The following is a 15,141-nucleotide window of genomic DNA, read 5'->3' on the forward strand; positions in this document are numbered from 1 at the left end:
GAATGTGTCTCGCCCGTGTTGTTTCTACAGTGTGACGATTTCGTTTCTATGTTCCGAGAATAGCCTTCCTGTAGGGGTTTTATAGCGAACATTTATTCCATCGAGGATTGCTCGGATAGCCTTGACAACACCACTGGATGCTCCATAACTTCTTCGGTGTCGGGGGCCACGAGGTACCGAATCAGAAAGAGGGTGGCGATTATGGAGAACGAGCTGCTTACGCTCGACATCGACGACCTGGAGATCTCGGAGTTCCTGGACGAGAGCCGGCTCGAGGACAGCGACGTCGTCGCGAAGGTCATGTCGGCGTCCTGCACCACGTGCGAGTGCAGCTGCAGCTGCTCCTCCTGACGACGCTGGCGCTCGATCCCGCGGGTCCGCTCGGCGACCGCCGGTAACCCGACATCGAGATAGCCCATCACGCCGGAACGTGCCCCGCGGCCAAGGGCCCCCGCCGCCGCGGGGCACGTTCCGGATGTGCAGCAACGCGGCGCCCGAAAGGAACGGCTCATGACTACCGCACCCATCGCCGACACCGAGCTCCACCTGCCGAGCAGCAGCGCGGAACAACGCGTCCTCATGCTGTACGTGCATGTGCCGTTCTGTCACTCCCGCTGCACCTTCTGCGACTGGGTCCAGGCGATCCCCAACAGGGACCTCCTGCGTAAGCCCGGCGATTCCGTCCGAATGAACTACATCCGGGCGTTGTGCCAGGAGATCGAGCACCGCGGCGCCGAGCTGGCCGGTCTCGACACCCTGCCGTACGTCGTCTATTGGGGCGGCGGCACGGCGAGCAGCCTCGACAACGACGAGGCCACCCAGGTCATGGCCGCCCTGCGGAACTCGTTCGACCTGAGCACCGTCGCCGAGGCCACCATCGAATGCAGCCCGGACACCGTGGACGAGGAGAAGCTCGCCTTCTTCCGTGACCTCGGCTTCAACCGGGTCTCCAGCGGCGTCCAGTCCTTCGACGACGAGCGGCTCAAGCGGCTCGGTCGTCGGCACAACGCCACCCAGGCCAGCCGGCTCACCCACGCGGCCCGTGCCGTGGGGTTCGAGGACGTGTCGATCGACATCATGTCCGGCTTCCCGGACCAGAGCCTGGACGAGCTACGGCACACGGTGGACAGGGCGTTGGAGCTGCCGATCAACCACCTGTCGCTCTACTCGTTCCGGCCCACGCCCGGCACGTTCATGCGCCGCAAGATGGATCCCGACGAGAAGCGCGGCTACGTGCGCAACCAGAAACACCTGTTCACCGAAGCGCGCCGACTGATCAACGCGGCCGGAATGAACGAGTACGCCTCCGGCTACTTCGGCAAGGTCTCGCCGTTCGCCGCCATGTACTTCCAGCTGCGCGCCGACACCGTCGGCTTCGGCTCCGGGGCGATCTCGCTGGTGAACCAGCAGTTCCAGTCCCACCGCAAGGGTCTGCTGCACAGCTACGTCCAGGCGCCGACCAGCTTCGACATCGCCGTACCCGCCAGCCAGGACCGGGTGCTGGTCTCGTTCCTCCAGGCCGGTCTCGCGATGTTCGACGGAGTCCTGCGCGACGAGTGGCGCATCGCCACCGGCACCGAGCTCGACGAGGTGCTCACCCGTCCGACCATCGCGCCGCTGGCCGAGTTTCTGCGGGGACGAGGGCTCGTCTCCGACGAGCGGGGCATCCGACTGCCGGTACGCAACGTCGGGGTGACCCTCATCGAGCTGGCGTTCGAGATGGCGATGTCCCAGCCGGAGCTTGAATGACTGATACCACTCGCCGCTGGTGGGAGCTGGAGATCGTCGTACCCGCCGACCGGTGGTGCGCCTTCGTCGCCGACGTGGCGGGGCCGTTGCTGGACAGGTGCGCGAGCACCGGTTCCGGGATCGGTGGCGCGCTGCTGGTCCGCGACGTCACCGCTCAGGGGGTGCCGGCGATCTACGTGCAGGCGCTGGCGGCGAGCGGTTCGGAGCTGGCGGACGCCTACCGGACGGTGCTGCCGGCGTCGCCCGAGCCGGCGGTCGCCGGGGCCGTCACGGTCGATTCCCGGCTCCCGGGCGGGCCCACCGGCCCGCCCGACTCCCCGGTGGCGTCCCTCGACACCGCCGTGGTGCGGCCCGCCCGACTGGTCCCGCTCGCCGGGCCGGTCTTCGGCGGCCCCGCCCTGCCCGCGCTCACCCGCACCTTCCTGCACCGGGTCGGCCCGGCGCTGGTGCAACTGGCGCAGGAGGGCCGGGGCCAGCGCCGGTCGATGCTGGAGGCCGCCCTGCCCGTGATGGCGGCGCAGCTCAAGGCGCAGGGTCCGTCGGCCGCTCCAGGCGCCGAGAATCTCGCCCTCAACGGCGTGCCGCTGGGCTTCTTGAGCTTCCGGTCCCACGCCGAGGCGTTCTTCGCGACCTGCCGGGACCCGGCGGCCGCACGCGCGGCGATGGACGGCCGATACCACGGCGCTCGGGCCGGTATCGACCGGACGGTCGCCGCAGTCTTCGAGGCGGCCGAGACCGGTTCGCTGCGAGACGGCCCCGCCGGGCTCTGGTACGCGACAGCCTGTGCGGCGAAGGCGGAGTTCATGTCCGCGTTCCGGGCGGCGGAGTTGACGATCTCGGCGCCGCCGGACCCGACCCGGCACGGCAACGACCTGGCCCACAGCCGGTTCCACCGCAAGGCGGGCGCGTCGACGACGCTGCAGACGTACATCCAGGGTGATCCGGCGTTCCTCGCCGTACGCCTCTGCACCAGCCTGCTCTACCTCGGTCTGCACACCGCCGGTCTGACGCTGGCCGAGCGGTACTTCCTCTGCCACGTCATCGGTCGAGCCTGCGAATCGTTGAGCGGCACCGATGCCCTGTCGGTCCTCGAGGACCTCTCCTGAGGCGACCGACCCGCGGCGCGACCCCGGTCGGGCCGCCGGTCGGTCGCGTGACGTGGGCTCGGCGCCTCAGCCGCGCCGGGGGTGGACGGGGATGATCGAAGCGGCGCCCGGGTTGTGCTCCACGGGGCGGACGAAGGGCTCCGCCTCGGGCGCCTCGTAGGCCATCCCGACGCCGGCCACGAGCTTGCCGACGTCGCTGAGCCCTTCGGCAGCGGCCTCCACCCCGAAATACTGTCGGCTGGTGGGGAGATAGCCGATCAGCTCACCCACCCGGGATGCGACGGGCGGAGCGCCGTAGGCGGCTTCCTTGTTGTCCCACAGGTATACCGCCCCCCAGGTCTCGCCGTCCGGTCCGGTCGACGAGATCCAGACCTTCTGCCGCAGCCCGGGCACCTGTGAATAGGCGTCGACGGCGTAGTCGCGTAGGTAAGCCCGCAGCGAGGCCACCGTCTGCTCGGAGTGGGACAGGTCCCACAAGATTATGGAGCAGTAAAGGCCGTTGTCCTGCACGACTTCCTCCAATATGAGGCCGATAACCTGCCGGCGAGTCTATCGAGAGACGGCGGAGTCCGAAATGGTTTCGGGACGCGGCGCGCCGGGCGGTTGGTCGTTGACGGGACGACGGCCTGGTCACTGCCGGATCGGAGGCGAGTGTAGTCACTCAAGAGCCGGCCAAGGATGGCTAAAGAACGGCATTATCTGTGTCGACCTACCGCCACACCCGGGCCTCAGCGTCAGCGAGATCGTTGACGAGTCCGCAGGTGGAACATCACGCCGGCGCATATCGTCACCGCTTATCATGTGAATTCACCTCCGTCAACTTCACTTGTCTGCTTCTGGTTGTCCGGGATATTTTTCGAGTCGGACCGCGGTTCTTCACGCAGGAATCCGTAGCCTCTTCATCGTCGAATACCGCCAGGCGCCGAGCCGATGGCCGGCGACATGACCCACCGTCGTTCACCACGTAGACAGGGAGCGCGCATGACATCGCCGAACCATCCCGGTCACGAGGTCGCCGCCGAGAGCGTAAGCCCCGTTGACGGCCCGGACGCAGCGTCGGCCGGATCCACCGCCGCCCCCCCGCGCGCGGTTGCTGCGGCACCGGTGTACCCGTTTCCCCCGGAGTGCCCCTTCCGGCTTCCTCCGGAGATGGCACGCCTGCGCCGTACGGAACCGATCGCCCGGGTCCAGCTCGCCAGCGGCGTACCCGCGTACCTGGTCACCAGCTATCGGCACGTCCGGATGGTGCTGAGCGACGAGCGATTCAGCCGGCGTCCGGTGCGGGCTCGGGCGGTCGCCGCTTCCGGCGGTCGTCCGACGGGCGCGGGCACCAACGGGGCGCCCCCCTCCGCGCCACCTCCGGCGTTCGACTTCGGACTGTTCATCGCCGACCAGGCGGACCACGCCCGCTGGCGTAGCCGCACCAACCAGGCGTTCAACGTCCGGCAGGCCGAGGCCATGCGGGTCCGGGTCGGCGAACTCGTCGAAGAGCTGCTCGACGGGTGCGAGGCGGGGCCCCGTCCGGTCGACCTGATGGACCGGTTCGCCTTCCGGCTGCCGCTGCGGGTGCTCTTCGCGCTCTTCGACGTGCCGGACGAGCTTCGCCCGGCGTTCGAGGCATGGGCTCTGGCGATGCGGGCCGGCGGAGCTTCCATGGCCGCCTTCGGCGCGGCGATGGCCGGTCTGCACGGGGCCGCGGTCGAGCTGGTCCGCCGCAGGCGTGGCCAGCTGGGCGGGGACCCGTTGTCCCAGATGATCGGGCAGTCCGGTGACATGTCCGACGAGGAACTGGTCTCGACGGTGATGCTGCTGACCATCGCCGGCTACGAGACCGTGGCGACGCAGCTCGGCAACGGGCTACTGGCCCTGTTCCAGCAACCCGCTGAGCTGGACCGGCTGCGCTCGGGCGGCGTCGCCGTCGACCTCGCCGTCGAGGAGATCCTCCGGTACGCCCAGTCCGGCACCGGATTTGCCGGTCTCCTCTACGCCACGTGCGATGTGGCGCTCGATGACGTCGTGGTCCCCGCCGGCGCGGCGGTGTTCATATCGCCCGACGCGGCCGGCCGGGACGAGCTGCGTCTGCCCGACCCGGAGCGGTTCGATCTGTCCCGGGGCGCGGCGAGCCACCACCTCGCGTTCGGCGCGGGGGCGCACTTCTGCCTCGGTGCACCGCTGGCCCGCGTCGAGCTTCAGGAGGCTCTCGCCCGGCTGGTGGCCCGGTTCCCGGGCCTGCGGCTGGTCCCGGCGGCGGCGGACGTCCCCATCGTCAGCAACCGGTTCAACCGGCTGCCCGCCGAGCTTCTGGTGACCTGGTGACCTGGTGACCGGGGCCACGATCGGTGGCCCCGGTCGGTCCAGGGAGACCAGGTGGCCTGGGTGCCGTGGTACGGCGACGGGGTCAGAAGCCCTTGCGCCAGTACACCCCGCACCGGTCGATGGTGACCAGGTCCGGGGTCTGCTCACCGGAGGCCTTCAGGTAGTCGTGCACGGCCAGCCGGCACTCCTCAAGGAAGTGGTAGTCGTCCACGATGACGTAACCGCCGGGCGAGACCCGGGGGTACAGGTGCTCCAGGGTCGCGTACGTGGACGCGTAGAGGTCATTGTCGACCCGCAGGACCGCCAGTCGTCGCACCGGCGCGGTGGGCAGGGTCTCGGCGAGCCAGCCGGGCAGTAACCGCACCTGCTCGTCGAGGAGTCCGTAGCGGCGGAAGTTCTCCCGTACCTCCTCCTCGGAGCCGCCCTTGAGGAACCGCGCCTTCATCGCCTCCGCCGCCTGCCGCTGCTCCTCGCGCTGCTCGCCGGCCAACTCCGGATAGACGTCACTCATCTGGTACCGCGCCTCGGCGGGAGGTGGCGGGAATCCCTGGAACGAGTCAGCCAGCCACACCGAGCGGTCGGTGACCCCGTACGCCTTGAGCACGCCTCGCAGGAAGATCATCGCGCCACCGCGACCCACCCCGGCCTCCAGGAAGTCGCCGGGGACCCGGTCGCGGAGCACCGTTTCGGTCAGCTCCCGGAGGTTGTCCAGTCGCGCGAACCCGACCATGGTGTGGGCCTCGCTGGGGCAGTCAAGACCGGCGGCCCGGGCCTCGGGGTCGAACTCGGCCTGTGGTACCCACGGCGGTGAGATCGGCGGGTCCTGGTAGATCGTGTTGGTCACGCAACGCTTGAGCAGGTCCAGGTACAGCTGCCTGGCGCTGCTGTCCTCGTCTGGTGCTCTCAGTCCTGTCACGGTCGTTGTGCCTTTCCTGGTGGCCCGGATCGGTTTGTCAGACGCCTCGACGCAGACCGTTCGGCGCGGTCCAGTGCTCGCCCTCGGTCTTGATGAACCAGTCGACGGTCTCGGCGAGGCCGTCGGCCAGCCCACGCAGGGAGGCGGGCTCGATGCCTATGGAGCGCAGGGTCCCCGCGTCGGCCCGGACCGGTGTCGCCGGGTCCTCGCCGGGACGCATGGGCAGGTCGACGATGGGCACCCTGCCGAAGCCCCGTTCGGCCACGAGGTCGATGACGGTCTCCGCCGCGTGCCGGATGTTGTTCGACTCGGTGGGGCCCACCTCGAGCACGTCGACGATCCGGCCGGCCGCGGCGGCTTCCAGGGCCGAGACCAGGCTCCGTGCCACGTCCCCGACCCAGACCATGTCCGAGACCTGGTATCCGCCGCCGTACAGCTCCACCGGCATGCCCGACAACGCCCGGCACACCGCCGCCGGCGTGATCTTGCGGACCTTGCTCGGCCCGAACGGCGCCGCGGCGAGCTGGCGCGGACCGTAGGCGTTGACCACCCGCACGCAGTTGACCCGCGTACCGCGCTCGGAGTTGTACATCCGCACGAACCGCTCGACCGTGGTCTTGGTGATCGAGTAGCAGTTGTTCATCGTGTGGTTGCCCACGCAGATATAGACGCCGGGCAGGTTGTACTGCGCGATCGCCTCGAGAAAGTTCAGCCCGCCGAACGTGTTGGTCTCCGCCGCCGGCCTCGGATTGTGGATCGTCTCCTGGGTGCCGAGGACAGCCGCCAGGTGGATGACGGCGTCGCAGTGCGCGGCGAGCTCCACCATCGCGGTCGCGTCGCGGACGTCGCCGAGCATCACCTCCCACGGGGGTGCCTGTGCCCGCCGCTGACGGTCGAAGGTGACCGGCTCGTGCCCCCGCTGTGCCAGTTCCTCGCACACGTAGGTGCCGATGAAGCCGCTTCCTCCGGTTACGCCGACCTTCATGAAAGTCCCTCCCGCACTCGACGGCTGACGATGCTCGGTCCGACCCTGGCTGAGCGGCCAGGGCTGGTGACGAAGGCCAGCAGGTCGTCCGCCATCCGGTCCAGGGGCGGCAGGGCGTCCATGCGGCATCGCATGTCCTGGGCGCGACCGCGGTAGCCGGGGTCGCCCAGGACGGTGGAGACGGCCGTCCGCACCGCCGCCGCGGTGACCGAGGCGACGTCCAGCTCGACCGCGACCCCCAGGCGCGCGAGGCGGACGGCGCTGGCCGGGTGATCCCCGAACAGGGGCAGGGCGATCATGGGCACACCCTCGCTGAACGCCTCCCGTACCCCGTTGAACCCGGCATGGGTGATGAACACGTCGCAGAGAGGCAGCAGGGCCCGTTGCGGTACGAACGACCGCAGGTGGACGTTGGCCGCCCGCGCTCCTTCCCACTGGTCCGGGTCGTAGTCCGACCCGATCGCCACCACACCCGTCACCGGCAGTTCACCCAGGGCTTCGATGACCGCGTTCAACACGGTGGTGGCCCGGGGGTCGAAGCGTGGAGCGTTCATCCCCAGACTCGCCAGGACGAGAGGGCGGTCGCCCGCGTGCTCGGAGAGGCCGGCGGCGAGCTCGCGGTCCGCGCCTACGTCCAGCGAGGAGGGGCGGTAGTAGTGCGCGCCGCTCCACCGCAGTTCCTCAGGGTAGAAGATCTCGGGGATCAGGCCTATCCGGAAGGGACGTACTGCATGCCAGGGATCGTCCACCGCCGGCAGGTTGAACTCGGCCCGCAGCCGGTTGAGTTCCTGCAGCGCTCCGGGCCGGGCGCACGGTGACAACGGGGCGATGTCGACGGTTCCGCAGGGAACGTCGACGACTTCGGCCGCCACGTATCCGCCGAGTTCGGTGGAGTCGCGCAGTACGCAGTCGGGTCCCCACGCCCGGAGGGCGTCCACGATGTCCGCCGCCTGCCGGCCCGTTCCGGGGGTGATGAAGGGATGCGCCCGGGGTGCCGGTGGCCCGCCGGAGGGCAGGGGCCCCGGGCGTACGGCCGTCGCGACCGTACCGCCCGCGGCCGCTCGGGCGGCCACCATCTCTTCCATGGACATCAGGCTGGCCACGGGCAGGGCAGCGAAACCCGCCTGCTCGATGTGGTCGACCACGCTGGGGCCCGACACCACGGCGACCTCGTGACCGGCGAGTCGGGCGACGCGCGCCGCCGACAGGACGCCCACCAGGTGACTGGGGTTCGGGTGACTCGTCATTGCGACGCGCACGTCAGAAACCCACCATCGGCGCCGCGCCGGCACCGCCGCCGGAGTAGACCTTCGAGTACACCGCCCGCAGGCTGGCCGAGTATCTCTGCCAGGCATCCGCGGTCATCGTGACGTTGCTGGCCGCGCGTCGGCCGAGCAGGACGGAGCCCTTGACGTCGAGGTCGGGGCGGTCGGCGACCGCAGCCGTGACCTCCTCGCCGGTCAGGCCCGAGGGATCCCAGGTGGCGTAGAACTTGCCCTTGCTGAGGGCCAGGGGGATGAGGTCGCCGGTCAGGTACTGCTCCCAGAGCGCCATGGCGACACCCGGGATGTGTGCGCTCGACCAGTCGTCCACCACCACGACGCCGCCGGGGCCGAGTAGTCGCCTCGCGGTCTCGATGTCGGCGCGCGTCGCCTCGTACGTGTGCGCCCCGTCGATGTGCACGAGGCGGCAGGACCCGGCCGGCACGACATCGCTCAGGTCGGCCGAGGGCCGGGCGTGCACGGTCGGCAGCCGATCATGGAAACGCAGGTAGTTCTTTTCGAAGTCCCCCCGCTGCAGGCCGGGATAGAATACGGCGTTCTCGCGGTGGTTCTCCTCGCTGACTGAGGCGTCGGAATCAAACAGGTCGCAGGCGATCAGCGTCTCTCCGGGGCGTGGGAAGAATCCCAGCAGAATTGCGCTCTTCCCTTTGTAGACGCCTATCTCGAGAATGTCGCCACCGTGACCCCGACTCACCTGGACGTCGTTGATCACGCAGAGGAGTTGGGCGTCCGTCGGATACAGCCAGCCCTGCACGTCGTCGTTGGCCGGATCGCTGATGAACTCCAGATATTCAGTCACGCTCATGTCAGGCACCGATTCCCGTCGCGACGACATTCCATGTGAACTGACGCGGTACACCCGGTCGTTCATCGCAGGACCGGGGAGCAGAAAGAGCCGGAATTGTCTTCCGCATGAGGGCGAAGTCTAAAAACGGGCATGTCGCCTGTCAACCGCCGCCTGTCAATATGCGATTCGTTCTGAAGCTCATTTAGAGCGGCGTTTTAACGGTGCTGTGTTCACGTCGTGTCGCCCCCGCCGCCACGAGCCCGTGCCGCCCCCGTCGCCGCAGGCCCGTGCCCGCAGGTCAGCGCCCTGCCGCGCAGGTTCGCCAACCCCGCCCAGCCCCGGGCGTCGTCCTCGCCCGGGGCCACCGCCCTTCGTGCCTTCTACTGTCGGCGGGCGGGCCGGTCGTCCGGCCCGCCCGCATCGTCACCCGATCCCGTCGTCGGCCGCCGCGCGGCGCGCGTACGGCCGGATCGTCACCGGATCTCGGTCGTGTCCTCCTCCGACCGGGTGGTGCCGCGCGGCGGCGCCGACCACGGTGACTCCCCGCCGGTGCGGCGCGGCAGCGGCTCGGTCGGCGTCGGGTCCGGGTAGCCGAGGCTCGGCGGGGTCGTGTCCCGGTCGGCCGCGCCGGTCGGCGGCCAGTCGGTCAGCGTGAATTCGTTGCGGTCCGGCCCCTCGGCGGGCGTCGGCGTCGGCTCGGCCACCGGTCGGGGCCACCGCCGCCAGCGCTGCCCGCTGAAGGTGGCCACGACCAGCAGCAGGCCGATCAGGAACAGCGTCCCGTTCGCCACCGGAACGTGCAGCGGCAGGGGGTCGCCGAAGACCTTCCAGCCGTCCGGGATGCGGTCGCGCACCTGGAAGGGTGAGACGAACATCCCCACGTACGGGGCGGCCAGCAGCAGTCCGGCCACGAGCGGGCCGAGCGGTGAGGTGCGCAGCGTGCCGAGCAGGCCGAGCAGGACCCCGCCGACGGCGAGGTATGCGGCGGGCTCGATGAGATTGGCCGAGTTGGACGTGCCGATCTCGACCCAACGGTCGACGGTGCGCCCCGACCCGTCCTGCCCGAGGGTGACCAGCACCCACGTGACGGGCGCCACCACCAACCCCGCGAGGAAGCTCCAGAGATGTCGCATCCGCGCACCGTACCGTTTTCGACATGACCGAGCACCTCTCCACCGCGCCGACCGGCAAGCCGACCTCGTACTCCCGGGTCACCCTGAGCCGGATCATGACCGCCGTCGACGTCAACCTCTACGGCACGGTGCACGGCGGTGTGCTGATGAAGTTCATCGACGACGTGGCGGGGGCCGCCGCGGCCCGGCACAGCGGCGGTACGGCGGTCACTGCGGCCATCGACGAGATCGTCTTCACCGAGGCGGTCCGGGTCGGGGATCTGCTGCACGCGCACGCCCAGGTGAACTGGACCGGGCAGACCTCGATGGAGGTCGGGGTGCGGGTGGTGGCCGAGCGGTGGGACTCGGCCGAGAACGAGCCGGTCCGGGTGGCCACCGCATACCTCGTCTTCGTGGGCGTCGACCTCGGCGGCGTGCCACGGCCGGTCCGGCCGGTGCTGCCGGAGAGCCCGGAGGACGAACGCCGGTTCCGGGAGGCGGAGATCCGCCGCGCCCACCGGCTCGCCCGTCGCCGCGCCATCCAGGCCCACCGAGCCGGCTGACAGGTGTGCGGAGTGCCCCTTCCCGTGCCGGAAGGGGCAGGTAAGGGGTGACTGGCCGACCCCTGGTGGGGATGTGGGTCGGCACGTGCGTCGACGGGGGTCGGGTGCGGAGAATGGCGTTCTGAGGTAGGGCAAGATGGCGTACGGCCCACTTCACAGTGTCGTGCGGGGCCAGGGGAGAGTGGAACAGTGGGTGACGTGCTGTGGACGCCGCCGGCGGACGTACGCGAGCGGTCCCGGATCGGGAGCTACCTGCGCTGGCTGCGTGAGCACCGGGGGCTGGACTTCGCCGACTACGACGAGCTGTGGCGCTGGTCGGTCACGGACCTGGACGCGTTCTGGCGGTCGATCTGGGACCACTTCGGGGTCGTCGCGCACACCCCGCCGACCGCGACCCTGGCCGACCGGGGCATGCCCGGCGCGCAGTGGTTCCCCGGCGCCACGCTCAACTATGCCGAGAACGTGCTGCGGATGCCGGGCCGGGCCGACGACGACGCCGTGGTGATCGCGCACGGCCAGACCCGGGCGCCGGTGACCCTGACCGCCGCCGAGCTGCGTGAGCAGGTCCGCCGGGTGGCCGCCGGGCTGCGCCGGCTGGGCGTCACCGCCGGTGACCGGGTCGCCGCCTACGCGCCCAACATCCCCGAGACGTACGTGCTGCTGCTCGCCACCGCCAGCCTCGGCGCGGTCTTCTCGTCCTGCGCCCCCGAGTTCGGCACCCGCAGCGTCACCGACCGGTGGCGGCAGATCGAGCCGAAGGTCCTCGTCGCCGTCGACGGCTACCGGTACGGCGACAAGCCCGTCGACCGGCGTGCCGAGGTGGCCGCGATCCGGGCCGCCCTGCCGTCGCTCCGGCACACCGTCGGCATCGCATACCTCGGCCCGGCCGGGGCCGGCGGCCATGATGCGGCCCCGTCGCCTCCAAGTGGCGCCCCGGACCGGATGCAGGCCGCGCCCGAGGGCGCGGTCTCCTGGGCCGAGCTGGCCGCGCCGACCGACGAGCCGCTGGCCTTCGCCCCGGTGCCGTTCGACCATCCGCTGTACGTGCTCTACTCCTCCGGCACCACCGGGCTGCCCAAGCCGATCGTGCACGGCCACGGCGGCATCCTGCTGGAGCACCTGAAGATGCTGGCCCTGCACCACGACCTGGGCCCGTCGGACCGGTTCCTCTGGTTCACCACCACCGGCTGGATGATGTGGAACTTCCTGGTCTCCGGGCCGGCGGTGGGCGCGGCGATCGTGCTGTTCGACGGCAACCCGGGCCACCCCGACCTGGGCGGGCTGTGGCGACTGGCCGAGGAGACCGGCACCACGTACTTCGGCACCTCCGCGCCGTACCTGCTGGCCTGCCGTAAGGCCGGGCTGGTGCCGAGGGAGATCGCCGACCTCTCCGCGCTGCGGGGGGTCGGCTCGACCGGCGCGCCGCTGCCCGCCGAGGGCTTCACCTGGGTGTACGCCAACGTCGGCGACGCCCTCCAGCTCCAGTCCCTCTCCGGCGGCACGGACGTGTGCACCGGCTTCGTCGGCGGGGTGCCGCTGCTGCCGGTGCACGCCGGGGAGATCACCTGCCGGGCCCTCGGGGCAAAGGTGGAGGCCCGCTCCGCCGACGGCACCCCGGTCGTCGGCGAGCTGGGCGAGCTGGTGATCACCGCGCCGATGCCGAGCATGCCGGTCGGGTTCTGGAACGACCCGGACGGCGCCCGCTACCGGGAGGCGTACTTCGACGTCTACCCGGGGGTGTGGCGGCACGGCGACTGGATCACCATCAACGACCGGGGCGGCTGCGTGATCACCGGCCGCTCCGACGCCACCCTCAACCGGGGCGGCGTCCGCCTCGGCACCGCCGAGTTCTACTCCGTCGTCGAGGGCCTGGACGAGGTCGTCGACTCGGTGGTGGTGCACCTGGAGGACGACGAGGGCGGCGCGGGGGAGCTGCTGCTGTTCGTGGTGCTCGCCGGGGGCCGGGAGCTGGACGACGACCTGCGCAAGAAGATCTGCCGCGAGCTGCGCACCGCGCTCTCACCGCGGCACGTCCCCGACGAGATCCACCAGGTGCGGGCCGTCCCGCGCACCCTGTCGGCGAAGAAGCTGGAGGTCCCGGTGAAGAAGATCCTCACCGGTACCCCGGTCGACAACGCGGCGGCCAGGGGCGCCCTGGCCAACCCGGAGTCCCTGACGGCCTTCGCCGCCTTCGCCCAGCGCCGCTCGGAGTCGGGCTCCCCGACCCCCGCCTGACCCCGTAGATCATTCCGAGCCGGGCGAAACCGGCGCACGCCACGGATCGGCTCAGGTCAGGGTCAGGGTGACCTTCTCCGCGTCCGTGCGGGAGTGCACGCGGGCCGGGTCGAGGTTGGCGCAGAGGACGACGGTGGCGCCGGCTATCAGCGGGGCCAGCAGCCAGTCGACCGGGCTGGGGTGGGCGGCTACGTCCAGCAGGACCCGGTCGCCCCGGGCGATGCCCAGCTCCGTCGCGCGGGTGGCCGCGCGGGCCAGCAGCTCCGCGTCCTGCGGCCCGCCCTTCGGGTACGGGGTGAAGTGGTCGCCGTGCGCCCGGACGGCGAGCACGTAGTCGGCGAAGCCGGCGGGCACCTGGCGCAGCGGCTGGGCGAACGGGGCGAGCGCGAGCACGTACCGCTCGCCGGCCGGCCAGGCATCCGCCTCGGCGACCCGGTCGACGGCGGCGAAGAGCACCTCGGCGGGACCCGGGCCGCCGGCCACGGTCAGCCCCACCGACCAGCAGCCGAGCAGCACGGCGGCGGTCTGCCAGTGCGGGGGCAGCAGCACCGCGGCGGACTCGCCCGGCCCGGTGCCGATCTCGTCGACGAGCAGGTTGGCCGTCTTGGCCACCCAGTTGGCCAGCGTCGCGCCGGACAGTTCGGCGCGCTCGCCGGTGGCGTCGTCGTACCAGGTCAGCAGGGGGCGGGTGGGGTCGGGCGCGATCGCGTCGGTGAACACCAGTGCAATGTTGTCGGCCATCGGCGCGAACGATACGCCCTCCGCGCCCGTGCTCGTTGACGCGGACAAGTCGGCGTACCGTCGGGTCGCAGTCAGCGCCCGGACCTGGCTCCGGCGTAGGCTTGCCCGGAGTGTTGTTCCCCACAGATTCGCCACTGCAAGGAGTTGCCTCGTGACCGCCGGTCGCCCGCCCCGCGTACTCATCGACGCCACGAGTGTCCCCGTCGACCGTGGTGGCGTCGGTCGATACGTCGACGGCCTGCTCGGTGCCCTCGGCAAGGTGTGCGGCCAGGGGGTCGACCTGGCCGTGGTCAGCCTCCGCACCGACCTGGAGCGGTACAGCCGGATGCTGCCCGGCGCGGAGATCGTCGCCGCCCCGGCCGCGGTGGCGCACCGGCCGGCCCGGCTCGCCTGGGAGCAGACCGGCCTGCCCCTGCTGGCCCAGCAGGTCGGCGCGCAGGTGCTGCACTCGCCGTTCTACACGTGCCCACTGCGGGCGGGTTGCCCGGTGACGGTGACCGTGCACGACGCGACGTTCTTCACCGAGCCGGAGCACTACGACAAGTCCCGCCGGACGTTCTTCCGCAGCGCGATCAAGACCTCGCTGCGCCGCGCCAGCCGGGTGATCGTGCCGAGCAAGGCCACCCGGGACGAGCTGATCCGCCTGCTCGACGCCGACCCGACCCGGATCGACGTCGCCTACCACGGGGTCGACCACGCCGCCTTCCACGCCCCGGGCGAGGAGGAGAAGGCCCGGGTCCGGGCCCGGCTGGGGCTCGGCGACAGCAGCTACATCGCCTTCCTCGGGGCGAAGGAGCCGCGCAAGAACGTCCCCAACCTGATCCGCGGCTGGGTCCGGGCGGTGGCCGACCGGGCCGACCCGCCGGCGCTGGTGGTCGCGGGCGGCCAGGGGCACGACGACGACATCGACCGGGCGGTCGCCGAGGTGCCGTCGCACCTGCGGCTGCTCCGCCCGGGTTACCTGCGCTACGGCGACCTGCCGGGCTTCCTCGGCGGGGCGCTGGTCGCCGCCTACCCGTCGTACGGTGAGGGCTTCGGCCTGCCGATCCTGGAGGCGATGGCCTGCGCCGCCCCGGTGCTGACCACCCCGCGGCTGTCGCTGCCGGAGGTCGGCGGCGACGCCGTCGCCTACACCAGCGAGGACCCGGCCCAGATCGCCACCGACCTGGTCGCCCTGCTGGACGACGAGCAACGTCGATTGTCGCTGGCCAAGGCCGGTTTCGACCGGGCCAAGGAGTTCACCTGGGAGTCCAGCGCCGAGGTGCACATCGCGGCGTGGAGCCGGGCCCGCGCCTGAGGCTTCGACCGACGGTGCGTCCGTAGCGTGGCGGTTCGGGCATGATGTGCT

14 protein-coding genes are annotated in these 15,141 nt (G+C 70.8%); 7 read left to right on the forward strand and 7 right to left on the reverse strand.

The window, feature by feature from the left end:
• The first annotated feature begins 201 nt into the window (after window positions 1-201).
• From ACH4T9_RS02675 to ACH4T9_RS02685, 3 genes are all read left to right on the forward strand, one after another.
• Complete coding sequence (locus ACH4T9_RS02675; protein ID WP_117665676.1) at window positions 202-351, forward strand: thiocillin/thiostrepton family thiazolyl peptide; 150 nt, start codon at window positions 202-204, stop codon at window positions 349-351.
• A gap of 159 nt (window positions 352-510) precedes the next feature.
• The gene (locus ACH4T9_RS02680; RefSeq protein WP_396669459.1) at window positions 511-1,749 is read left to right on the forward strand and encodes a coproporphyrinogen-III oxidase family protein; all 1,239 of its coding nucleotides are present in this window, start codon (window positions 511-513) and stop codon (window positions 1,747-1,749) included.
• The gene (locus tag ACH4T9_RS02685; protein WP_396669460.1) at window positions 1,746-2,855 is read left to right on the forward strand and encodes a hypothetical protein; all 1,110 of its coding nucleotides are present in this window, start codon (window positions 1,746-1,748) and stop codon (window positions 2,853-2,855) included. Before ACH4T9_RS02680 ends, ACH4T9_RS02685 begins: the two co-directional genes overlap by 4 nt.
• Before the next feature lie 66 nt (window positions 2,856-2,921).
• Here ACH4T9_RS02685 and ACH4T9_RS02690 read toward each other — a convergent pair whose 3' ends face one another.
• On the reverse strand, window positions 2,922-3,365 hold the full coding sequence (locus ACH4T9_RS02690; protein WP_396669461.1) for a hypothetical protein: 444 nt from the start codon (window positions 3,363-3,365) through the stop codon (window positions 2,922-2,924).
• Between the two features lie 639 nt (window positions 3,366-4,004).
• Between ACH4T9_RS02690 and ACH4T9_RS02695 the strand changes: the two genes are divergently transcribed.
• Window positions 4,005-5,171 carry a cytochrome P450 gene (locus tag ACH4T9_RS02695; RefSeq protein ID WP_396669462.1) on the forward strand — a complete coding sequence of 389 codons (1,167 nt, stop codon included), beginning with the start codon at window positions 4,005-4,007 and terminating at the stop codon, window positions 5,169-5,171.
• A gap of 82 nt (window positions 5,172-5,253) precedes the next feature.
• On the opposite strand, the gene ACH4T9_RS02700 is transcribed toward ACH4T9_RS02695, so the two are convergent.
• From ACH4T9_RS02700 to ACH4T9_RS02720, 5 genes are all read right to left on the reverse strand, one after another.
• Window positions 5,254-6,087 carry a TylF/MycF/NovP-related O-methyltransferase gene (locus ACH4T9_RS02700; RefSeq protein WP_396669463.1) on the reverse strand — a complete coding sequence of 278 codons (834 nt, stop codon included), beginning with the start codon at window positions 6,085-6,087 and terminating at the stop codon, window positions 5,254-5,256.
• Between the two features lie 37 nt (window positions 6,088-6,124).
• The gene (locus tag ACH4T9_RS02705) at window positions 6,125-7,072 is read right to left on the reverse strand and encodes an NAD-dependent epimerase/dehydratase family protein (protein WP_387020059.1); all 948 of its coding nucleotides are present in this window, start codon (window positions 7,070-7,072) and stop codon (window positions 6,125-6,127) included.
• Complete coding sequence (locus tag ACH4T9_RS02710) at window positions 7,069-8,331, reverse strand: glycosyltransferase (RefSeq protein WP_396669464.1); 1,263 nt, start codon at window positions 8,329-8,331, stop codon at window positions 7,069-7,071. Before ACH4T9_RS02710 ends, ACH4T9_RS02705 begins: the two co-directional genes overlap by 4 nt.
• A 1-nt stretch (window position 8,332) precedes the next feature.
• A complete protein-coding gene (locus tag ACH4T9_RS02715) occupies window positions 8,333-9,160 on the reverse strand; it encodes a class I SAM-dependent methyltransferase (protein WP_396669465.1) in 828 nt (275 codons plus the stop codon).
• Window positions 9,161-9,615: 455 nt separating this feature from the next.
• Window positions 9,616-10,275, reverse strand: coding sequence for a hypothetical protein (locus ACH4T9_RS02720; RefSeq protein ID WP_396669466.1), 660 nt, complete (start codon window positions 10,273-10,275; stop codon window positions 9,616-9,618).
• Between the two features lie 23 nt (window positions 10,276-10,298).
• On the opposite strand from ACH4T9_RS02720, the gene ACH4T9_RS02725 reads away from it, so the two are divergent.
• Both ACH4T9_RS02725 and ACH4T9_RS02730 read left to right on the forward strand, forming a co-directional pair.
• A complete protein-coding gene (locus tag ACH4T9_RS02725) occupies window positions 10,299-10,817 on the forward strand; it encodes an acyl-CoA thioesterase (protein WP_396669467.1) in 519 nt (172 codons plus the stop codon).
• A 189-nt stretch (window positions 10,818-11,006) separates the two neighbouring features.
• The gene (locus tag ACH4T9_RS02730) at window positions 11,007-13,052 is read left to right on the forward strand and encodes an acetoacetate--CoA ligase (RefSeq protein WP_396669468.1); all 2,046 of its coding nucleotides are present in this window, start codon (window positions 11,007-11,009) and stop codon (window positions 13,050-13,052) included.
• Between the two features lie 51 nt (window positions 13,053-13,103).
• Here the strand turns inward: ACH4T9_RS02730 and ACH4T9_RS02735 are convergent, their stop codons facing one another.
• The gene (locus ACH4T9_RS02735) at window positions 13,104-13,793 is read right to left on the reverse strand and encodes a TIGR03089 family protein (protein WP_396669469.1); all 690 of its coding nucleotides are present in this window, start codon (window positions 13,791-13,793) and stop codon (window positions 13,104-13,106) included.
• A gap of 151 nt (window positions 13,794-13,944) precedes the next feature.
• Here ACH4T9_RS02735 and ACH4T9_RS02740 point away from each other — a divergent pair, with 151 nt between their 5' ends.
• The gene (locus ACH4T9_RS02740; protein WP_396669470.1) at window positions 13,945-15,090 is read left to right on the forward strand and encodes a glycosyltransferase family 4 protein; all 1,146 of its coding nucleotides are present in this window, start codon (window positions 13,945-13,947) and stop codon (window positions 15,088-15,090) included.
• Window positions 15,091-15,141 lie beyond the last annotated feature (51 nt).

This window comes from Micromonospora sp. NPDC020750 (genome assembly GCF_044334565.1).
In the GTDB taxonomy this organism is placed as follows: Bacteria; Actinomycetota; Actinomycetes; order Mycobacteriales; family Micromonosporaceae; genus Micromonospora.